Here is a 21067-nt window from a genome sequence, read left to right as displayed (position 1 = left end):
CCGGCGGAGGATCCGCCGGCAAGGGGCTCGATGGTGGCACTCCGATCGGCGACTGCGTGCCGCGGCGTCGCCCGCGTGCCGAGTGGGAGACCGTCAGTACGGATGGTGGTTCGGCTTGTCCCGCCAGGCCTGGTAGGCCTGGTCGCCCAGCTCCGGGTACATCTGCTGGATGCTGATGCTCCGCTGGTCCGGGGGCCGCTGGAAGTCCTCGTACTGGAAGTCGTCGCTGAACCCGATCTCCTCGGTGGCCTTCCAGTCGCAGCTGAAGTAGACGGCGTCGATGCGCGCCCAGTAGATGGCGCTCATGCACATGGGACACGGGGCGCCGCTGGTGTAGATCGAGCATCCCTGGAGCATGCGGGCACGTTCCGGCAGGATGTCCGGCGAACCCTCGGGACGGGGCACCAACTCCAGCGTGTACTCGTTCTGATGGCCTTCCGAGACCGTCGGAGCATCCGGGTTGAGGTACTGAATCGCCTTGCGTATGGCCTCTACCTCGCCGTGCGCGGTGGGGTCCGCCGTGAGCAGCACGCGGTTCTGGCCGCGGGCGATGACCTCGTCGTCGTGGGTGATCACCGCGCCGAAGGGGCCTCCCCAGCCGTTCTCGACCGATTCGGTGGCCAGCTGCGCCGCTTCGCCCAGGTACTCCCTGTGTCCCATCTCGGTGCCTCCGCTCGAACGCTCTTTTGCACCATATGCCCCAGTTATCTACTCTAGGACGCGTGAGTCCTCCTGCAACACATGGCTCCCACGATGGCAGCGTGACCGTCGTGATCTCCCAGAAGGTCCGTCGGGGGCGTGAGGACGACTACCGGCGCTGGCAGGACCGAACCAACGAGGCCGCAGGCGAGTTCGACGGATTCGAGGGCACGGAGCAGTACGCTCCGCCCTCCCCCGGGGGAAACGAGTGGGTCGTCGTCTACCGCTTCTCCCACCTGGACCAGCTGACCGCGTGGATGAGGTCCGACACCCGCCGTGAACTCCTGGAACAGGGAAGGGACCTGTTCGATGAGGCGCCCGCGCAGGAAGTTCTCGCGGGCGGCACTCCGGTCCACGAGGCCGTCACCGCGGTGATCTCGCACGACGTGCGCCCCGACCAGGAGCGGGCGTTCGTGGGCTGGCAGGGAAAGATCCTGGCCGCTCAGCGGAAGTTCCCCGGGTTCATGGGCTCGGAGTTGTTCCGGCCCGTGAAGGGGGTCCAGGACAAGTGGGTCACTGTATTCCGCTTCGACACCCGCCACCACCTGGACACGTGGCTCGAATCGCCCACGCGCCGAAAGCTCCTCGCCGAAGGACAGGGCGCCTTCGTGTCCTACGACGTACGCAAGGTCGGATCCGCGTTCGGCAGCTGGTTCCGATTCGAGGAGGGCACGGAAGAAGGTCCTCCGCCCAACTGGAAGCAGGCCATGTCCGTGGTGCTGGCCCTCTATCCCACCGTCCAGGTCCTCAACCTGGCGGTGGGCCCCCGACTTGATGCGCTGGGCCTGCCCGGTTACGTCTCCTTGTTCATCTCGAACGTGTTGAGCGTGAGCATCCTGACGTGGCTGCTGATGCCGTTGGTGAACAGGGCCTTCGCCTTCTGGCTGGCGCCCAGCCGGGGGCGCTCCCTCCGCCTGGACGCGGCAGGGGCCGTGGCGGTGGCGATCTGCTGGCTGGCGTTCATCGTGATCTTCGGCCTGACCACCGGCTGACGTTCGGCCCAGGAGGTCGCCATGAGCGAAGACAGCGGGCGTTCGCGGATCGAGGGTGTGGTCCTCCACCGGGGCGACGCGGGCTACGAGACCGCCCGCGCGCACGCACTGTGGAACGGGCTCACACCGGACCGGCGTCCCGACATGATCGTCCGCGCCGCATGCGAACAGGACGTCCGACACGTCCTGAAGGTCGCCGCGTCCCGCGGTCTGCACGTCGCCGTGCGCGCGGGCGGGCACAGCTGGTGCGGTTCACCCCTGCGGGACGGAGGCGTACTCCTCGACCTCTCGGGGCTCGATCGGTGGGAGATCGACGCCGACTCGGCGACGGCGACCGTGCAGCCGGGTGCCATCGGCAGCAGGTTCGCGAGGGAGCTCGCCCGGCACGATCTCGCCTTCCCTGCAGGGCACTGCCCCTCCGTCGCTCTGGGCGGCTACCTCCTCAGCGGCGGCCTCGGCTGGAACTCCGGACTGTGGGGGGTGGGCTGCGCGAGCGTCCTGGAGGTCACCGCGGTGACCTCCGACGGTGACGTGCTCAGGTGCACCGAGGAGGAACACCCCGGCCTGTTCTGGGCGGCACGGGGCGCCGGACCCGGCTTCTTCGCCGTCGTCACCCGCTTCCGTCTCCGTCTGCAACCGCGCCCGTCCGCACTCGCCACCACCTCCTGCACCTTTCCCCTCGCGGCAGTCGGCCCCGTGGCCGACTGGGCCACCGAGACGGCGCGCGAACTGCCCGCGAACGTGGAACTGTCCCTCCTGCTGGCCACCGAGGGCGCATCCGGCGCGACGGACGGCCCGTCGTCCAAGGTGGTCGTCGTCACCGCCACCGCCTTCGCGAACGCGCACCCCGAGGCCGTCGGCGCCCTGCATCCGCTGCGGAGCCGCCCCCTCTCGGAACGGCCGCTGTCCCGGCAGCTCGACCGGCCGACGTCTCTCGCCGCCCTCTACGCCGCCGCCACGGACCTGTGGCCCGAGAAACACCGCTACGCGGCCGACACGCTGTGGTCGCACGAGAGCTACGCCTCGCTCCTGACGAAGCTGGGTGAGGCGTTCGCCGAAGCCCCGTCCGGGAATTCCGTCGTGCTGGCACCCGTGTCACCGGTCTCGCAGGAGGAAGGACTGCTGCGGAACATGGCGTTCTCCGTGCTCGGGGAGAGCTACGTCGTGCCCTACGCCGTCTGGTCCGACCCCGCGCACGACCACGTCAACGTGCGCTGGCTCCGCGAGGCCGTACGCGCAGTGGAGCCCTGGGGATCCGGTCACTACATCGCCGAAACGGACCTGACCGCCGATCCCTCCCGTGCCCGGCGATCGTTCACGACTGCCGACTGGGAACGCCTGCAATCGGTGCGAGCGGAATACGACCCGCAGGGCCTCTTCTTCTCCTACCTGTCCGGCCGGTGCGGCCCCGAGTGAGCGAAAAGCCCCCACCGGCGGTGACCCGCAGACAGGGGGGCTTGTTCACGGGCACTTGCTTTCTTCCTTCCCCGGATCTGGCGGGCTCTTGCTTTGCCTCGTGCGGCACTGGGCCGAAGGATCACATCCGGGATGTTGAACGCGCGCCCCATCGAATTGAGGGGAGGGAACACGCGACAGTGCGAAGGAAAGAGAGGACGATCGGTCCTCTTGCAGTCCGACCCACCCTGCAATCCACCAGTCGGGCGTCCGGCCGAAAAGAGGTGCACCGCTCCAGAGAGATTTTCTCTCCTGAGGCGCCGGCGGGGGCGGCCGGTGCCGAGGGATCCCGGCGGCGTGCTGCATCCGGCCGATGCGGCGCCGCCGGGACGCCGGCCTGGCGGAGGGCGGAGCCCCCCGGAGCAGGACCGCAGCCCAGGAACCCAAATGCCCCGATTATCGGGATTTACCGACAGAGATCACGTTCAGCCCGATGAATTCATCCGGTATGACGCCGTGGTGAGCCATGCCTTCCGAATCCACCGCAGCTCCTGAAACCGACGGGTTTCGGATGGCAATGCGGAACGGGATTCGACACCTCACCGGGAGAAGTGGACGCGGATTCCCCGGAGTTGTCGGGCTGCCGCCCCGCGGCCCGTTTCCAGCCGGTTCCCCATGCCCCCTCCGGCTGGTTCCGCGTGGGCTTCACCCTCCCCGATGCCGAACACACCTGCCGCAGACCGCTCTTGAGGTGAAAACGTGCGCGTGTCGGCGAAGTCGTGCCTATCCTTTGGTTGACGGGTGAAGATTGTGTATTAGGGTGAATGCCGTCCTGCCGATCGCCACCGAACGGCAGGGCTCCAGGGAGTTCCGCCCCGTCCGTTCCCAAGTCGCCCATGCGCGGCCGAGTTGATCCCTGGCGCCGTAACGCGACGGCGCCACAGCCGAATGGCGGACTCCTTCTGGGTGCTCAGTGGGCATCCGGCACGGCGAAACCCCGTGCCGGCCGTCGGCCTGTCCCGGCAACCCGCGACCGGTTGCGCAGCGGTCGCGGCGATCCCGCTCCCCACTGCTCCGACACTGAATTTCCCTCATGGTGACAACGATTCAATCTGAAGCGGGAGGCGCCCGGTGATCTTCTCCCGTGCTTCGCGAGAACGCCGTGACACAGCGAATGCCGCGGCGCAGTCACCGGAACCAGCAGCGCCTCCTCCCAGCTCCTCGCCCCCGGCGCCGCGTCCGCTGCCGGACCTCGTGCCGCTGACCGCGGAGGAGATCGCGCTGATGCGCGCGAGCGTGGGCGTGGTCGGCCCGCACGCAGCGGACATGACGGTGTATTTCTACGCCATTCTGTTCGCACGCCACCCCGAGGTGCGCGCGCTCTTCCCGGACAACCTGGACGTCCAGCGCGACCGGCTGCTGCGCGGGCTGCTGCAGATCGTCGACCTCGTCGACGACCCGGAGAACCTGATCCGTTTCTGCGGCCGGCTCGGTCGCGACCACCGCAAGTTCGGAGCGCTGGACGGCCACTACCCCGCGGTGGGCGAGTGCCTGCTCGCGTCCCTGGCCCGCTACGCCGGCCCGGCGTGGAGCCCGGAGCTGGCCGCCGCATGGACGCACGGATACGGCGTCGTCGCGCAGGTGATGATGCACGCCGCGGGGGAGGACGCACGCAGGGCGCCCGCGGTGTGGGAGGCGGAGATCATCCACCACCTGCACCGCGGCCACGGCATCGCGGAGATCACCGTGCGGCCCGACGCGCCCTACCCGTACACGGCAGGACAGTACGCGAGCGTGGAGACGCCCTGGAACCCCAAGGCGTGGCGCTACTACTCGCCCGCGCACGCGCCGCGACCGGACAACACCGTGACCTTCCACGTGCGCGCGGTCGCCAAGGGCCAGGTCAGCGAGGGCCTGGTCTACAACGCCAAGCCCGGGGACGTGGTGCGGCTCGGACCCACGCAGGGCGACATGACGCTCGACCCGCGCAGCGACCGGGACCTGGTGTGCGTGGCCGGCGGGACCGGCATGGCCCCCATCAAGGCCCTGGTCGAGGACGCGGCCCGCACCGGGACGGAGCGCTACGTCGACGTCTTCGTCGGCGCGCGGACCGCCGAGGAGCTCTACGGCCTGGACGACATGCTCAGGATGTCCCAGCGGCACCACTGGCTGTCCGTGCGGGCGGCGGTGTCGCACGAGCGTATTGCGGGGCTGGAGGGCACCCTGCCGCGGGTGCTGAACGAGTTCGGGCCGTGGTACCGGCACGAGGCGTTCCTCTCCGGGCCGGTGGACATGGTCACGCAGGCCAGCGCCACCCTGGCCCGGCAGGGCATCCCGCAGGAGCGGATCCATTTCGACCCCTTCGACGTGCCCGCCCTCGAGGCCTCGCTGCTGCCCCGGCGGATGCGGGAACCCCCCGAGGACTGAGCGTGCGGCCCGATCCGGCCGACCCGGCCCCGGCCGTGCGGCGACCCGCTCGCCGCGCCCGCCCGCCGGACTCGGCTCCGCCCCGTCCGCTCCCGGCCGAGCGGCCGCGCGACCACCGCCGGCGCGCCGGGCCCGTGTGAGCACCAGGCCCCGAGCAGGAGAGAATCCGGTGCATCTACCCCCTTCGTCCGACCCGGCCCGGCGCCGCCCGCCGGCGCACGAGGCCGTCCTGGCGGCCGCCGAGGTGTTCCTCCGCCAGTACGCCGCCGAGAACCCGGGCGACGGTGATCCGCGCCGGCGGCTCGCGGAGGTCACCGCGGAGGTGGAGCGCTGCGGCACGTACGAGCACACCCCGGCGGAGCTGGCGTTCGGCGCGCGGGTGGCCTGGCGCAACGCGGCGCGCTGCATAGGCCGGCTCTACTGGAACAACCTGGTCGTGCGGGACCTGCGGCACGTGACGCACCCCGACGACATCGCCGGTGAGTGCTTCGAGCATCTGCGGATCGCGACCAACGGAGGCCGTGTCCGGCCGGTCGTCAGCGTCTTCGCCCCCGACCGCCCCGGCCGCCCCGCCGCCACACTGCTGGGCGAGCAGCTGGTGCGCTACGCGGACGACCCGCGCAGTACCCACCGGGTGTCGCTGGCCCGGGGCTTGGGCTGGAAGGGCGGCGAAACCCCCTTCGAGGTGCTGCCGTTGCTGGTGCAGCCCGGCTCCGGCCTGCCCCCGGTGTTCTACGAGGTGCCCGAGGACGCCGTGCTGGAGGTGCCGTTGACGCATCCGTACCATCCCGGGTTCGCCGGCCTCGGTCTGCGCTGGTACTCGGTGCCGGCCGTCAGCGACATGTCGCTGGAGATCGGCGGGGTCACGTACCCGGCCGCGCCCTTCAACGGCTGGTACATGGGCACCGAGATCGGCTCGCGCAACCTCGCCGACACCGACCGCTACAACCTGCTGCCCGTCGTCGCCGAGCTGTTCGGCCTCGACACCCGCGACGAGCGCACCCTGTGGCGGGACCGCGCCCTGGTCGAGCTCAACCTGGCGGTCCTGCATTCCTTCGGGCAGGCGGGGGTGAGCATGGCCGACCACCACACGGAGTCGCAGCGGTTCCTCGCGCACGTGGACCGCGAGAGGCGGCACGGGCGCCCGGTGCCGACCGACTGGAGCTGGATCGTCCCGCCCCTGTCCGGAGGTGCGACCGCGGTGTTCCACCGCTACTACGACCCCGCGGATCCCGACCTGCGGCCGGCCTTCGTGCACCGGACCGCAGGGGCGCCGGAGGGATGCCCCTACGGCACCCCCCGAGAGGGCATCTGACGATTCAGACCACCGGTGGTCCCGCTTCGATGCGGCGCAGCACCGGAGGGAGCCGGTCCAGGTCGGGGCCGGTCTCGATCTGCCGCTCGTCCCACCAGGTGGCGCCGGCGTCGCGCAGGGGACCGATCACGTCCCTGGCCTTCGCTGCGTCCGGCGGCGTGGCACCGCCGAGCACCATCTCGAAGGGCCGCCCGGCCCCGGCTGCGCGGTGCTTGCGTACGTACCCGACCAGCTCGCGCACCTCCGCCACGTCCGGCACATGACCGTGCCGGGCCGTCTCGAAGAGCGGCACCGCGCCGTCCCAGCGTGCTGCCCGCCGCATGGGCGCACGACGCGGCCAGAACCCCCCGATCCACACCGGCGGACCGGGCTGCTGCACGGTGGCGGGCAGCAGCGTCACGTCGCGGACCTCGTAGTGCCGGCCGTGGTGGTCCACCGGCTCGCCGGACCAGAAGCGGCCCAGCAGCTCCAGTCCCTCGTCCAGCCGCTCGGCGAGGAGGCGTGGCTCGGCGGCGTCGCCGAAGCTGCGGTACTCGTCCTCGACCGGACCGCCCAGGCCAGCGGCGAAGATCACCCGGCCGCCGCTGACGTGGTCCAGGGTGGCCACCTGGCGGGCCAGCTGCTGCGGACGGTAACGGGGGACCGGCGTCAGCAGTGTGCCCAGCCGGATCCGGGAGGTGGCCAGCGCGGCCGCGGTCAGGAGCATCCAGGGGTCCCCGAAGGGACGCCCTTGGTGCCGCCGGTGCAGTACGTGGTCCCAGACGAAGAGCCCGTCCCAGCCGGCCTGTTCGGCGGCGACCGCAACGGCCGCGACGCCACGGGGGTCGGCGAAGTCACCGAAGTTCGGGATGTTGACGGAGAAGCGCATGCCAGCAGGATGCGCAGCCGGACGCGGGGCAGCAACCGGTTTCGGCACAGGCGGCTTCACTCCGGCAGGTCGCGGCTTGCCGCCCGCGAGGAATTCTCACCTCTGGTGCGTCGGCAGTACTGCCCGGGCCCACTCGTCCGCTGCGGGCCCACGACGCTCCGACAGCACGTGGCAGTGCGGATGCTTCGAGTCCTGGTAACGACCGAGGGTCGTCAGCACACGGCATGCTCCGTGTCGGGCGGTCACGCGCGCGGCCAAGTCACGGACCACCCTGAGAACCTCTGCGCGCAGCGTTTCGCCAGCGCCGCCCAGGTCAACGAGCGAGGGGACGCGCACTTTCGGCACGACGACCGCATGAACCGGCCGGAACGGCTCGGTGTGCTCGCGGCCCCGGCCGGTGAGGGAGTTGCCGTCCGGGCCCGCCCGTTCCTGATCCGCGACCCTGGGCGGCACGCGGAAATTGGCCTGCCGTTCATCCTGCCTTCCGTTCGGCCATGCTCACTGGGGCAGGCTCGCAGCAATTCCCACCAGCTCGTCCGCGCAAGGGAGTGCCTGTTCGCATGACGGCCGTACACAACGCACCCCGACCACCCCGCCGATTCGACGACGTCCCCGGGTGGTTCCCCGTACTGGACCAGATGCTCTTCGACTGGCTCCTGGCCCGCCAGGAGTCCGCGGGGATGCGGGGCGATCTGCTGGAAGTCGGGGTGTACATGGGGAAGAGCGCGATCTTCCTCGGCAGCCGCCTCCGGGACGGTGAGCGGTACACGGTGTGCGACCTCTTCGAGGGCGACGCGCCGGACGACGCCAACCGGGCGGAGTCCACGAAGTCGTACAGCGCGCTCAGCCGGCGGGCGTTCGAGGAGAACTACCTCTCCTTCCACGGCGAGTTGCCCCGTGTCCTGCAGGGCCCCAGCTCCCTGGTGCCGGAAGAGGTCGAGCCCCGCTCCTGCCGGTTCGTCCACATCGACGCCTCGCACCTGTACGAGCACGTGCACGCCGACATCGGCGCGGCGCACGACCTGCTGCTGCCAGGCGGAGTCGTCGTCCTGGACGACTTCCGTTCGGAGCACACGCCCGGCGTCTCCGTGGCCGCCTGGGAGGCAGTGCTCAACCGCGGTCTGCGCCCGATCTGCCTGAGCACACAGAAGCTGTACGGCACCTGGGGCGACCCCGGCCCGGTGCAGGAGGAGCTGCTGGCGATGGCACGCGGCCGCGGGGACTGCCACCTCAGCGTCCAGGAGGCGGCCGGACACCGCATCATCCGGCTCAAGTCCAAGGGCATGCGGGCGCCGTCCGTCCCGTCCTCCCGGCACGCCGCAGCGCCCGAGCCGGTCGCGGAACGGACAGCCGGTCGGCCCTCCACACCCGCCGCACCGGGCCGCAGCCTCACCCGCCGTATCGCGGCCGACCTGCTGCCGCCCGTCCTCACCCGTGCGATTCGCAGCTCCCGCGCGGCCAGGCGCTCGGCGCGGAGCTGACCCCCGGCGGTCGGCTCAGCGCACCAGGAGATCGATGGCGACCTTCAGTCGTTCGAGAAAGAACTCCCGTGACGGCGCCTGATGTTTGAGGCCGATCGATGTGCTGATCACCGTCCGGGCGACAGCAGGCGCCGCCTCCCGTCCTGTCTCTGCGGCGATCGCATCGGTGACCAGTTCCTCAAAACGCCGTGGCACCGTCTCCACCATCTCGCCGAGCAGATCGGGGTTGGCTTCGACGACCTCCGCGACATCGCGTGCCAAGGGGCCGATGTAGCGGCCCGCCCACTGGTCGAACGCTTCGACGAGACGCTCCGACAGGGGGTGTCCGGTGTCAGCCAGGACGTGTTCGACCGCTGCGATGTCGCGTTCCAGGGCTTGGGTGACCGCGGCTCGGAACAGGACCTCTTTCGAGGAGAAGAGGAAGTAGAGCCCTGGCCGGGAGATGTGCGCCGCCTGCGCCACCTCCTCCATCGAGGTCTTCCTGTAACCGAATCGCGCGAACGTGGTCAGGGCGGCGTCCAGAACCACGGCCCGCCGGCTGGTGTCGACGACTGCCGAGGACGGGCGGCCAGCATCAGGACTACTCATGGACCTCCAGCGAAAAGCCCCCTCCCGGCGGAGAACCCGCAGGTAGGGGCTTGTTCGTGCGTGCTTGCTTCTTCTTGCCCTGGGTCTTGCCGGGGATCTTGGCGACCTGCGTTTCCGCTGCTCAACGCAGTATTCGTGAGCGGTCAAATAGTCGTCATCAGTCATAGTTGGCCACTGTCGAGCGGCCTCGGACGGCCCAGGGACGGCCCAGAAAATGACCCGGCGGCCCTGGACCACCTGCGCCGCCGGAGCCACACACGCGCGGGCTGCCCGCCCTGTCCGGTCGCCCTCGTGGTCGACTCGCCCTACCTGTCGAGCGGGCTCCGGTCAGGAGTAGCGTGCCGTCCCGCATGCCGACCCGGCATCGCCGTCAACACGGGGGAACACATCATGCTTCGCAGAACCCGGCTGCTCATCGTGGCCGCCGTGGCCCTCGCCATCGTTCTGATCACCACCATCGTCAGCCTCATCGGCGGCTTTGACCGCACTGACGGCGGCCAGGTGGCGATCGTCCGCAATGGCGGCATGTTCGACAACCGGAACATACGTCAGATCATCCAGCCCGCCTCGGGACTCACGTGGCGCGGGCTCTACTCCACCAGCCACAAGTACCCGGCCCAGCAGCGCTTCTACACGATCACCGCGAAGGCCAACGCGGGAGACCGCTCGGGGGTGGACGTAGTGCACACCCCGTCTTCGGACGGCGTGGACATGGGCATCGAGGGCACCCTGTACTTCAGCCTCAACCTTGACCAGAAGACGTTGCGGGACTTCGACGACAAGTTCGGCACCCGCACCTTCACCGCCGCGAACGGTCGGACGTACCACGCCTACGACGGGGACGAGGGCTGGTCCGCCTTCCTGGACCAGATCATCCGGCCGGTGATCGACAACGATCTGCGCGAGCAGATCTCCCGGTTCCGCTGCGCGGAACTGGTCTCGTCCTGCTCGTTGGTGCAGAACAACGGCAGCGCCTCGGGCAGCAAGGTGGCCGGCAAGAGCAACAACGGCAACATCGCCGCGGTCCAGAACGCCATCAACAGCTCGCTGGCGGAGGATCTCGAATCCACCCTCGGGGACAAGTTCCTGATGGGCCTGCGCTTCAACCTGGTTCGGATCAGCCTCCCGGACAATGTGCAGCAGGCCGTCGACAAGGCCCAGGCTGCCTTCGCCGCCGTCTCCGAGGCCCAGGCCAAGGTCGCCCAGGCCCGTGCGGAGGCGGCCGCCAACGAGGCCCGTCAGCAGGGCTATTCCAAGTGCCCGGCCTGCGCCACCATCGACGAGATGAAGGCCATCCCGCCGAACGTCAGCACCTTCGCACCCGGGCAGGGCTTCGCCGTCACCCCCGGCGCGAAATAGCCGGGCGCGCCTTCCCGGACCATGCCGCCGGGGCAGGGCGAGCAGCCACTGGGCCAAGGCACGGAAGGCGGCAGGCGTCACGGCGGAGCTGCACTTCCACGATCCTCGGCATACGGGCAACACGCCGGCCTCGACGGCCGGGGCCAGTACGCGAGAGCTGATGACGCGGATGGGCCACAGCAGCTCGCGGGCGGCGCTCAGCTGGTCAGACTGTCTCGGGTGGCGCCTTGGATGTCAGCCGTTACGTTGTACCGGTGATCCGACTCGTCGCCGATGACTGCACCGTGGTACTCGATGAGAAGCAGGTGACCAAGATCCAGTTTTGGCTCTTGGAGCTCCTTCCCGCCTGGCGGTGTGAAGTAGTTCCCGGTCCTGGCGTTGAGATCGTGGTGCCGGACGTCGATCGACAGCTCGATGACATCACCCCGTGGGTGCTGTCCAAACTTGAAGAGATCGTCGGCTGTACGTTGCATCCTGGTTGATCCAGCCGATCTGTCGACAGGTCCGGCACCAGTTCGGAAGACGGCGTATGCGGAGGGCGACCGACCTGCGGAGTCCTGACCTGGGCCGGAGCGCGCCCGGTGCCGTCGTCCCCCGTGCGTGCCCGCTGAGTCCCGCAGGAGCGGGCACACGGCGGGCACGGCTCTGGAGTGATTGCGCCTGCTGACTACGTCGGTGGGATCAACCGCTGTCACCACTGAGTGGTATCCCTGGCCGCATGAATCTTCAGCAGGCGGACCCCAATGACCTCGCGGTGCTCCGTGCAGCCTTCGCTGTCGACGACGGCGGTCGGTCCGCGCTGGGCTGGGAAGCGGTGCGAGCCTTCGAAGCGAGGCACCGCATAGTTCTGCCGGAGCCCTATCGGACCTTCGTTGCGGAGATCACCGACGGCTCGTACTCCGGTCCGCCGGACTACGGGTTGGTGGGCCTGGCAGAGCTGCCCGATGACTGGGGGGACGACCGACCGGAACGTGACCTGAGCCAGCCCTTCCCCCTCACCTCGCAGTGGCTGTGGGAAGAGGACGACGCAGAGCCGTCGGAGGATACTGATTTGATCATCGACGGAGTCTTCGATCACGGGTCAATCGTCCTTGGGACGGACGGATGCGGCATGTACTGGCACCTCGTCGTCACCGGCCCGCATCGTGGACACGTCTGGTTGATCACCGGGGAAGGCGCCACTCCGTTCGGAGCCGAGTTCGGGTCCACCACGGCTGAGCCGGGATTCGTCGGGTGGGTTAAGCACTGGGCTGCCAACAAGCCCTGGTTCGAAGCTGCGTGACGAGGTAGGACAACGGGCGTTCGGTCCAGCAGGCGCACGAGCGGGCGGCGTAGCGACGTCGGCCGGGAGCTGCTTTGGCGCGAGTGATCACGGCCCCGTAGCGAGCGGATGCTCCATCGACGGCCCCACGACGGCCCGGGTGCACTGAAAAGCCCCCTTCCAGCGGAGAACCCGCAGGCAGGGGGCTTACTCGCGGGCGGTTACTTCTTCTTGCCCTGGTTCTTGACCGCCTCGATGGCCGCTGCGGCCGCCTCGGGGTCGAGGTAGGTGCCGCCGGGGGTGAGCGGCTTGAAGTCGGCGTCGAGCTCGTAGAGGAGGGGGATGCCGGTGGGGATGTTCAGGCCGGCGATGTCCTCGTCGGAGATCCGGTCCAGGTGCTTCACCAGGGCGCGCAGGCTGTTGCCGTGGGCCGCGACCAGGACCGTGCGGCCGGCCAGGAGGTCCGGGACGATGCCGTCGTACCAGTACGGGAGCATGCGGTGGACGACGTCCTTCAGGCACTCCGTCCGCGGGCGCAGCTCCGGCGGGAGCGTCGCGTAGCGCGGGTCGTCGGCCTGGGAGTACTCCGAGCCCTCCTCGATGGGGGGCGGCGGGACGTCGTAGGAGCGGCGCCAGAGCATGAACTGCTCCTCGCCGTACTCGGCCAGGGTGGCCGCCTTGTCCTTGCCCTGGAGGGCGCCGTAGTGGCGCTCGTTCAGCCGCCAGGTGCGGTGGACGGGGATCCAGTGGCGGTCCGCGGCCTCCAGGCCCAGCTGCGCCGTGCGGATCGCGCGCTTCTGGAGGGAGGTGTGGACCACGTCGGGCAGCAGGCCGGCGTCCTTCAGCAGCTCACCGCCGCGGACCGCCTCCTTCTCGCCCTTCTCGTTGAGGTTGACGTCCACCCAGCCGGTGAACAGGTTCTTCGCGTTCCACTCGCTCTCGCCGTGGCGGAGGAGGATCAGCTTGTACGGTGCGTCGGCCATGCCCCAGAGCGTAATCGACGCATTCGGGCCGCCGCCCGGGCCGCCCGGCAGGCGGACGTTTGACGGCATCTGTTAATCGAGTGGCCCTCCGCGCCGCGCCACCGTAAGTTGTGCTCACCGCTAGAGCCGCTTACATCACCGCCTGTGCCCGTGGGGGGATCCGCCATGTCCGTCACCCGTCTCAGACATGCCGCCCGGGAGACCGTGTCCGGGCTGCCCCGGGCCTTCTGGTGGCTGTGGACGAGCACCCTGGTCAACCGGCTCGGTGCCTTCGTCGCCACCTTCATGGCGCTCTACCTGACCGTGGACCGCGGCTACTCCGCCTCGTACGCCGGTCTCGTGGCCTCCCTGCACGGACTCGGCGGGGTCGTGTCCTCGCTCGGCGCCGGCGTGATGGCGGACCGGCTCGGACGGCGCCCGACGCTGCTCGCCGCCCAGTCCTCCACCGCCGCAGCGGTCGCGGTCCTCGGCTTCGTGCACGACCCCGTGGCCATCGCCGCCGTCGCCTTCGTCGTCGGCATGACGAGCAACGCCTCGCGGCCCGCGGTGCAGGCGATGATGGCCGACATCGTGCCGCCCGCGGACCGGGTGCGGGCCTTCTCGCTGAACTACTGGGCGATCAACCTCGGCTTCGCCGTCTCCTCCATGGCGGCCGGCTTCATCGCCGAGTTCAGCTACCGCGCCGGATTCCTGATCGAGGCGGGCATGACCCTGGTCTGCGCCGTCGTCGTCTTCCTGAAGCTGCCCGAGTCCCGGCCCGAGGCACCCGCGGACGTACCGGGCGGTGCACCCGACCCGGTCGGGCTCGCCACGGTCCTCCGGGACGGGCGCTTCATGGCCGTCGTCGGGCTGTCCTTCCTCGTCGCGCTGGTCTTCCAGCAGGGGTCGCTCGGCCTGCCCGTGGCGATGGGCGAGGCCGGGTTCACGCCCGCCGACTACGGCATGGCGATCGCGGTCAACGGCCTCCTGATCGTCGTGCTCCAGATCCCGGTCACGCGCTTCATCGAGCACCGGGACGCGCGCCGGCTGCTGGTCGTCTCCTCCCTGCTGGCCGGGTACGGCTTCGGGCTCACCGCGCTCGCCGGCTCGGTCGGGGTCTTCGCGCTGACGGTGCTGGTGTGGACGCTGGGCGAGATGATCAACGCGCCGACGCAGACCGGTCTGGTGGTGCGGCTGTCGCCGGTCCACGGCCGGGGGCGCTACCAGGGCGTGTACACGCTGTCCTGGTCGCTGGCCGCGCTGGTGGCCCCGCTGATGTCCGGCTTCGTCATCGACCACTTCGGCGCGGCCTGGCTGTGGGGGCTGTGCGCGCTCGTGGGGACCGCGGCGGCCGTCGGCTACGCGGCGCTGATGCGGCGCCTGCCCAAGGAGAGCGCCACGGCGGAGGTCCCGGCGGGAGCGACCCCCGCGCCGCCGGCGGTCCCGGCGCCGCAGGCACCCGTCGCACCGGTCGCCGCCGCCGCTCCGCTCGCGGGCGGTACGTCCGCGGACACGGCCGCCCCGGCGGGGCCGGCGGACGCGGCCCCCGAGGTCGCACCGGCCTGAGCCGCCCGCGCCGAAGCCGAAAGCCGCCCCGCCCGCGCCCGCCCGGGGATGGGCCCGACCGGACCGGTCCCGTCGCACCGGGCCGGGGGGGGCTGCCCGGCCCGTCCGGGCGGGTCCACCGCGCCGGCGCCCGGCCCGACCGGCCGCACGGCCCCGGCCCGGCTCAGTCCGCCGTCGGCCCCTCGGGCGAAGGGCCGCCGGGCGAAGGGCGCTCGGCCGGACGGCTGTCCCCCGTCGGCCGCTCCGTCAGGTGGCGGAACGCCTCCAGGTTCCGCGTCGGCTCGCCGCGGGACACACGCCAGGCGTACTCCCGCCGGATCGCCGAGGCGAAGCCCAGCTCCAGCAGGGTGTTGAAGCTGCCGTCGGCTGCCTCGAGCACCTGGCCGAGGAGCCGGTCGACCTCCTCGGCGGTGACCGAGGCGAGCGGCAGGCGGCCGGTGACGTAGATGTCGCCGAGCGGGTCGACGGCGTAACTCACGCCGTACAGCCTGAGGTTGCGCTCCAGCAGCCAGCGGTGCACCCCGGCCTCGTTCTCGTCGGGGTGGCGGACGACGAAGGCGTTCAGGGAGAGGGAGTGCCTGCCGGCGATCATGGACAGGGTGGTCGACAGCTTCCGGGTGCCGGGCAGTTTGACGACGTACGTGCCCGACTGCGGGCTCTCCCAGTCCAGTTCGGCGTCCTTCAGGGTCTCCTCGATGACCTGCGCCGCCCGCTGCTGCTCCGCCTCACCCATGGGGGGAGCGTACGCGACGGCGGTGGGCCTGCATCGCGGCCGTGTAGACGTCGGCCGTGGCGGCGGCCGAGGTGTCCCAGCCGAAGGACTGCGCGTGCCGGGCGGCCGCCGTGCCCATCCGGGCGGCCAGCGCCGGGTCGTCGGCGAAGTCGCGCAGCACCCGTGCGTAGGCGGCCGGGTCGTGCCCCTGCACCAGGACGCCCGTCTCCCCGTCCCGGACCGCGACCGGCAGTCCGCCGACCGCGGCGGCGAGGACCGGCGTGCCCGCCGCCTGGGCCTCGATCGCGACCAGGCCGAAGGACTCGCTGTACGACGGCATCACCAGCACCGACGCGGCCCGGAACCAGTCCGCGAGCTGTTCCTGCCCGACCGGCGGGCAGAACCGCACGACGTCGGCGATGCCGAGGCGGGCCGCCAGCTTCTGCAGCCCCTCGGGCTTGGCGAGGCCGCTGCCGCTGGGGCCGCCGACTATGGGCACCACGATGCGGGAGCGCAGCTCGGGCCGTTCGTCGAGGAGGGCGCCGACGGCCCGGAGCAGCACGTCGGGGGCCTTGAGGGGCTGGATGCGGCCGGCGAAGAGCGGGACCAGGGCGTCCTGCGGCAGGCCCAGGCGGGCGCGCGCGGCGGCACGGCCGTCGCCGGGCCGGAACCGGTCCAGGTTCACGCCCGGGTGCACGACGGCGACCTTCGCGGCCTCGGCGGAGTAGTGCCGGACCAGCTCGCCGGCCTCCTCGGCGGTGTTGGCGATCAGCCGGTCGGCGGCCGCGACGATCTGGGTCTCGCCGATGACCCGGGCGGCGGGCTCGGGGGTGTCTCCCGCGGCCAGGCTGGCGTTCTTCACCTTGGCCATGGTGTGCATGGCGTGCACCAGGGGGGCGCCCCAGCGCTGGGCGGCGAGCCAGCCGACGTGGCCGGAGAGCCAGTAGTGCGAGTGGACGAGGTCGTAGTGGCCGGGGCGGTGGCCGGCCCAGGCCTGCATCACCCCGTGGGTGAAGGCGCACAGCTGGGCCGGGAGGTCCTCCTTGGCCAGGCCCTCGTAGGGGCCCGCGTCGACGTGCCGGACGAGGACGCCGGGGGCCAGCTCCACGCTCGGCGGGAGGGTGCCGGTGGTGGCCCGGGTGAAGATCTCCACCTCGATGTTGATCGCGGCGAGGCGCTGGGCGAGTTCGACGATGTAGACGTTCATGCCGCCGGCGTCGCCCGTGCCCGGCTGGTGGAGGGGTGAGGTGTGCACGGAGAGCATGGCGACGCGCCGGGGCCTGCGGTGCAGCCTGAGCCGCGAGGGAGCCGCCGCAGAGCGACGCCCGAGCCTGCTGACGTACTGGCTCACGTGGCGTTCCTCCTTGATGCGGGCATGCCGGACCGGGAGCGCCGAGCGCCCTTCAGGGGCTAACGCCGGGAGGAGGTGGCTCCATTTCCGCCCCGCCCGCCTTTGCCGAAACATTGCCGATTCTCGCTCAACCGTTCGATGGACGCCGCGGAGGGCACCCGCACTCCCGGACGCGTGCCCGCATACCCTCGTAGGCATGACATCCCGCGCCGCGACCCGCCCCGTGGGCTCGGTGACGCGCGGGACGACCAACCCCAACCGGCTCCGCCGCATGGACCGCTGGATCGCGGCGGCGCACGGCGCCGAACTGCGCCGCGCCGCCGACCCGGTCGCCGTCGACCTCGGCTACGGCGCCGCCCCCTGGACGGCGGTCGAACTGCTGCACAGGCTGCGCACGGCCGCCCCCCGCACCCGGGTCGTGGGGATCGAGATCGAGCCGGCCCGGGTCGCCGCCGCGCAGCCCTACGCGCGCGAGGGGCTCGCCTTCCGGCACGGCGGCTTCGAGGTCCCGCTCGCCGCCCGCCCGCACCTCATCCGCGCGGCGAACGTGCTGCGCCAGTACGACGAGGGCGAGGTCGCCGCGGTCTGGCAGCGGCTGTGCGCCCGGCTCGCCCCGGCCGACGACCGCTCGCGCGGGGGCCTGCTGGTGGAGGGCACCTGCGACGAGGTCGGACGGCGGCACGCGTGGGTCGCCCTCGGCCCCGAGGGCCCCCGCACGGTCACCTTCGCCACCCGCCTGGGCGCCCTGGACCGCCCCTCCGACCTGGCCGAACGCCTGCCGAAGGCGCTCATCCACCGCAACGTCCCCGGCGAGCCCGTGCACGCCTTCCTGCGCGACTTCGACCGGGCTTGGGCGGCCGCCGCGCCCTACGCCTCCTACGGCGCCCGGCAGCGCTGGATCCGCGCGGTGCGCGACCTCACCGCCGACTGGCCGGTGACGGACGGACCGCCGCGCTGGCGGCAGGGCGAAGTGACGGTGGCCTGGCGGGCGTTGGCCCCGCAGGCCTGAGGCGCCCGGCCCCGGCGGCCGGCCGGCGCCTGCCGGCTCCGGCGTGGCGGGGAACGATCTCCCCGAGTCGTACGTCACACCGCCGGGGAGATCGTCATGACCCGCGCCCGCCCGGGGGAGGGAGCCGACGGGCGGCCGGGCCCGCGGGACCCACCCGCGTGCACGGCGTGTGCCTCTGTCACTTTGCGCCGCGACATGGCACGATCCCCGAGGCGCTCGAAAGTTACTGACGGTAAATCAGGTGGGGGCGGTATGCGACGGGGCAGGATCAACGCGCTCGCGGTGGCCGTGACCGTGGTCTGCGCGGTCACCGTACTGGCGGCACCGGGCACGGCGTTCGCCCACGCGGGGCCCGCGCCGGGCCCGTCGGCCTCCGCCTCCGCGGGCGGCCCGTCGGCCTCCCCCGCCCCGGCTCCGCTCGCGGACAAGGACCTGGAGGCCGTCGGCGCCCAGCTCGACAAGCTCTACCACGACGCCGCCGTGGCCACCGACGCGTACAACGCGGCCGAGGAGAAGTCCCGGAAGCAGTCGGCCGAGATCGACGGCCTCAACCGGAAGATCGCCGAGGGCCGGCAGCGGCTGGCCGCGCTGAAGGACCGCGCCGGGGCCGCGGCCCGCGCCCAGTACCGCAACGGCGGGCTGCCGCCGGAGGCGCGGCTCGTGCTGAGCGGCGACCCGCAGCAGTTCCTCGACGGCGCGGGCCGGGCGCGCGAGGGCGAGCGCGCGACCGAGGGCATGCTGTCGGAACTGGGCCGCGTCCAGAAGGACTTGCGGGAGTACGCCCGGGACGCCGCCGACCGCTGGAAGAGGCTGGAGGCCAACCGCAGGGCGAAGGCCACGGCGAAGAAGGAGATCGAGCAGCGGATCTCCGACGCCGAGAAGCTCCGGTCCACGCTGGAGGAGCGGCAGCGCGAGCGCCTGGACCGGCTGCAGCAGGACGCCGCGCTGAAGGCCCAGGCGGCCTGGCTCCGCACCGGCGTCCTCAAGGACCTCAGGACCACGGCGTCCGCGGCGGGCCGCAAGGCGGTGGAGTTCGCCACCGCCCAGCTCGGCAAGCCCTACGTCTGGGGCGCCGAGGGGCCGCAGACGTACGACTGCTCCGGGCTGACGTCCCAGGCCTGGGCGGCCGCCGGGCGGCCCATCCCGCGCACCTCGCAGGAGCAGTGGAGGCAGCTCCGGCACGTGGACGTCAAGGACATGCGACCGGGCGACCTGATCATCTACTTCGACGACGCCAGCCACGTGGCGATGTACGTCGGCGGCGGCACGATCGTGCACGCTCCGCGGCCGGGCCGGACGGTGACCGTCACGGGCGCCGGCACCATGCCGATCCTGGGCGTGGTCCGCCCGGACGCGGACTGAGGCCGGCGGGTCCGGCCGAGACCCGGACCGGGCGGCGGGCCGGGGAGCCGGACCGGTGCGGGGCCCGGTGGCCCCCGGTGACCTGGGCCACGTGACCCACCGCACCCGGCGCCGGGGGCCGCGGCCCGCACCGACGTGAGCTTCGTCATCCCGCCCGCATGGCCGTCCTGTCCAACTCCGGCAGGAATAGCAGCATATGACAGTGGCCGAAGCCCGGGCCTCCGGCCACGGACCATTCCGCTGCGGCGCCGACTACCGCTAAGGTCCCGGTCGGTGGCGCGAGGTCCCTCGCGTCTCCATGCCCTCGGGGGGAGGGAAGGAACCAGAACCATGCCCGTGCCCGTACCGCGGCAGAGAGCGATCCCGGCCGTCGAGAACGGCGGGGCGCAGACCGACTTCCCCGGCGGCCCCGCCGCAGCACAGGCCCCGCAGAAGGAAGCCACGGTCGAGAAGAACACCCGCGCCACCACGCCCGCCCACGCCCACAGCCCCCATCTCACCCTGCTGCTGATCGAGGACGACCCCGGCGGCTCGCCGCTCGTGCCCGAGCTCCTCGACCCGGCGGGCAAGCCGATCCGCGTCCGCACCGCCCGCAACCTCACCGAGGCCGCGCGGCTGCTGACCGACGACGTCCACTGCATCCTGCTGGACCTCGCGCTGCCCGCGCCCGGTCGCGCCGGCTCCGGCGACGACGGGGAGCTGGCCGTGCTCAAGCAGGTGCTCGAGCTGGCCCCCCGGCACGCCGTGCTGGCGCTGACCGCGTCCGGCGACGCCGAGCGCGGCGCCGAGGCGGTCCGGGTCGGCGCCCAGGACTACCTGTTCCGCGACGAGCTGGACGGGCGGCTGCTGAGCCGCGCCATCCGCTACGCGGTGGAGCGCAAGCGCTCCGACACCGCCGAGCGCCGGCTCGCCGAGGGCCGGCTGCGGGCGCAGGAGAACCGCCGGCTGGAGCGCGGCCTGCTGCCGACGCCCCTCCTGGAGGGTTCCCCGCTGCGGTTCGCCGCCCGCTACCGGCCCGGCCGCTCGCGGGCGCTGCTCGGCGGCGACTTCTACGACACCGTGCGCACGCCCGACGGCACCGTGCACGCCATGATCGGCGACGTCTGCGGGCACGGCCCCGACGAGGCCGCACTCGGCGTCGAGCTGCGGATCGCCTGGCGCGCGCTGACGCTGGCGGGGCTGTGCGGCGACGAGCTGCTGGGCACGCTGCAGCAGGTGCTGGAGCACGAGCGCTCGGACGACGAGATCTTCGCGACGCTGTGCACGGTGGACATCGCGCCCGACGGGCGCCGCGCCGGCCTGTGCCTGGCGGGCCACCCGTCGCCGCTGGTCGCCCGCCCCGGCCGTCCGGCGGAGCTGCTGCCGTACGACAACAACGGCCCGGCGCTGGGCCTGCTGCCCGGGGCCCGCTGGCCGCGGATGCAGGTGGAGCTGGGCGCCGAATGGAGCCTGATGCTCTACACCGACGGCCTGATCGAGGGCCGGGTCGGCGCGGGCGGCGACCGGCTGGGCCAGGACGGCATGGTGGAGATGGTCCGCCGCCAGCTGGCCCAGGGCCTGCACGGCGAGGACCTGCTGCGGGCCGCGGTGAACGAGGTCCGCGCACTGAACGGCGGCGAGCTGGCCGACGACGTGGCGGTCGTGCTGCTGGACCGGGTGCCGTAGCCCTCCGGCCGGCCGCGCCTCCCGCGACCGCACCCCTGACGCGGCCGAGCCCCCG

18 protein-coding genes and 1 pseudogene are annotated in these 21067 nt (G+C 71.8%); 13 read left to right on the top strand and 6 right to left on the bottom strand.

Going from position 1 to position 21067, the window contains the following annotated elements; genetic code table 11:
- Positions 1-93: 93 nt before the first annotated feature.
- Positions 94-660, bottom strand: coding sequence for a nucleoside deaminase (locus P3H78_RS17470; protein WP_276109931.1), 567 nt, complete (start codon positions 658-660; stop codon positions 94-96).
- 101 nt (positions 661-761) lie between these two features.
- On the opposite strand from P3H78_RS17470, the gene P3H78_RS17465 reads away from it, so the two are divergent.
- The 4 genes from P3H78_RS17465 to P3H78_RS17450 all read left to right on the top strand — a co-directional run bounded on the left by P3H78_RS17465 (position 762) and on the right by P3H78_RS17450 (position 6828).
- Positions 762-1691 carry an antibiotic biosynthesis monooxygenase gene (locus P3H78_RS17465; RefSeq protein WP_276109930.1) on the top strand — a complete coding sequence of 310 codons (930 nt, stop codon included), beginning with the start codon at positions 762-764 and terminating at the stop codon, positions 1689-1691.
- Positions 1692-1712: 21 nt separating this feature from the next.
- Positions 1713-3107 carry an FAD-binding oxidoreductase gene (locus P3H78_RS17460; protein WP_276109929.1) on the top strand — a complete coding sequence of 465 codons (1395 nt, stop codon included), beginning with the start codon at positions 1713-1715 and terminating at the stop codon, positions 3105-3107.
- A gap of 1233 nt (positions 3108-4340) precedes the next feature.
- Positions 4341-5513, top strand: coding sequence for a globin domain-containing protein (locus tag P3H78_RS17455; RefSeq protein WP_276109928.1), 1173 nt, complete (start codon positions 4341-4343; stop codon positions 5511-5513).
- Positions 5514-5682: 169 nt separating this feature from the next.
- Positions 5683-6828 carry a nitric oxide synthase oxygenase gene (locus P3H78_RS17450; protein ID WP_438827984.1) on the top strand — a complete coding sequence of 382 codons (1146 nt, stop codon included), beginning with the start codon at positions 5683-5685 and terminating at the stop codon, positions 6826-6828.
- Positions 6829-6832: 4 nt separating this feature from the next.
- On the opposite strand, the gene P3H78_RS17445 is transcribed toward P3H78_RS17450, so the two are convergent.
- On the bottom strand, positions 6833-7696 hold the full coding sequence (locus P3H78_RS17445) for an LLM class flavin-dependent oxidoreductase (RefSeq protein ID WP_276109927.1): 864 nt from the start codon (positions 7694-7696) through the stop codon (positions 6833-6835).
- 560 nt (positions 7697-8256) lie between these two features.
- Between P3H78_RS17445 and P3H78_RS17440 the strand changes: the two genes are divergently transcribed.
- Positions 8257-9177 (top strand): class I SAM-dependent methyltransferase, encoded by a 921-nt coding sequence (locus tag P3H78_RS17440; protein ID WP_276109926.1) that lies wholly within the window; start codon positions 8257-8259, stop codon positions 9175-9177.
- A 15-nt stretch (positions 9178-9192) separates the two neighbouring features.
- Here P3H78_RS17440 and P3H78_RS17435 read toward each other — a convergent pair whose 3' ends face one another.
- Positions 9193-9765, bottom strand: coding sequence for a TetR/AcrR family transcriptional regulator (locus P3H78_RS17435; RefSeq protein ID WP_276109925.1), 573 nt, complete (start codon positions 9763-9765; stop codon positions 9193-9195).
- A gap of 390 nt (positions 9766-10155) precedes the next feature.
- Between P3H78_RS17435 and P3H78_RS17430 the strand changes: the two genes are divergently transcribed.
- The 4 genes and pseudogenes from P3H78_RS17430 to P3H78_RS17415 all read left to right on the top strand — a co-directional run bounded on the left by P3H78_RS17430 (position 10156) and on the right by P3H78_RS17415 (position 12406).
- The gene (locus P3H78_RS17430; RefSeq protein ID WP_276109924.1) at positions 10156-11124 is read left to right on the top strand and encodes an SPFH domain-containing protein; all 969 of its coding nucleotides are present in this window, start codon (positions 10156-10158) and stop codon (positions 11122-11124) included.
- A 37-nt stretch (positions 11125-11161) separates the two neighbouring features.
- Positions 11162-11323, top strand: a pseudogene (locus P3H78_RS17425) (tyrosine-type recombinase/integrase); the annotation flags it as partial.
- Positions 11324-11378: 55 nt separating this feature from the next.
- Positions 11379-11606 carry a hypothetical protein gene (locus P3H78_RS17420; protein WP_276109923.1) on the top strand — a complete coding sequence of 76 codons (228 nt, stop codon included), beginning with the start codon at positions 11379-11381 and terminating at the stop codon, positions 11604-11606.
- A gap of 236 nt (positions 11607-11842) precedes the next feature.
- Complete coding sequence (locus P3H78_RS17415; protein ID WP_276109922.1) at positions 11843-12406, top strand: SMI1/KNR4 family protein; 564 nt, start codon at positions 11843-11845, stop codon at positions 12404-12406.
- A 200-nt stretch (positions 12407-12606) separates the two neighbouring features.
- Here the strand turns inward: P3H78_RS17415 and P3H78_RS17410 are convergent, their stop codons facing one another.
- Positions 12607-13368 (bottom strand): phosphoglyceromutase, encoded by a 762-nt coding sequence (locus P3H78_RS17410; RefSeq protein WP_276109921.1) that lies wholly within the window; start codon positions 13366-13368, stop codon positions 12607-12609.
- Between the two features lie 165 nt (positions 13369-13533).
- Here P3H78_RS17410 and P3H78_RS17405 point away from each other — a divergent pair, with 165 nt between their 5' ends.
- Positions 13534-14913 (top strand): MDR family MFS transporter, encoded by a 1380-nt coding sequence (locus tag P3H78_RS17405; protein ID WP_276109920.1) that lies wholly within the window; start codon positions 13534-13536, stop codon positions 14911-14913.
- Positions 14914-15076: 163 nt separating this feature from the next.
- Here the strand turns inward: P3H78_RS17405 and P3H78_RS17400 are convergent, their stop codons facing one another.
- On the bottom strand, positions 15077-15646 hold the full coding sequence (locus P3H78_RS17400) for a type III secretion system chaperone family protein (protein ID WP_276109919.1): 570 nt from the start codon (positions 15644-15646) through the stop codon (positions 15077-15079).
- Complete coding sequence (gene mshA, locus P3H78_RS17395) at positions 15639-16976, bottom strand: D-inositol-3-phosphate glycosyltransferase (RefSeq protein WP_276109918.1); 1338 nt, start codon at positions 16974-16976, stop codon at positions 15639-15641. The genes P3H78_RS17400 and mshA overlap by 8 nt, the downstream gene beginning before the upstream one ends.
- Before the next feature lie 196 nt (positions 16977-17172).
- Between mshA and P3H78_RS17390 the strand changes: the two genes are divergently transcribed.
- The 3 genes from P3H78_RS17390 to P3H78_RS17380 all read left to right on the top strand — a co-directional run bounded on the left by P3H78_RS17390 (position 17173) and on the right by P3H78_RS17380 (position 21012).
- On the top strand, positions 17173-17985 hold the full coding sequence (locus P3H78_RS17390; RefSeq protein WP_276109917.1) for a class I SAM-dependent methyltransferase: 813 nt from the start codon (positions 17173-17175) through the stop codon (positions 17983-17985).
- Between the two features lie 252 nt (positions 17986-18237).
- Complete coding sequence (locus P3H78_RS17385; RefSeq protein WP_276109916.1) at positions 18238-19347, top strand: C40 family peptidase; 1110 nt, start codon at positions 18238-18240, stop codon at positions 19345-19347.
- Between the two features lie 330 nt (positions 19348-19677).
- On the top strand, positions 19678-21012 hold the full coding sequence (locus tag P3H78_RS17380) for a PP2C family protein-serine/threonine phosphatase (protein ID WP_276109915.1): 1335 nt from the start codon (positions 19678-19680) through the stop codon (positions 21010-21012).
- Positions 21013-21067: the final 55 nt, after the last annotated feature.

Source organism: Streptomyces tropicalis (assembly GCF_029269835.1).
Classification (GTDB): Bacteria; Actinomycetota; Actinomycetes; order Streptomycetales; family Streptomycetaceae; genus Streptomyces; species Streptomyces tropicalis.
Note: the sequence above shows the minus strand (reverse complement) of the source record. Positions and strands in the feature narration are given on the sequence as shown.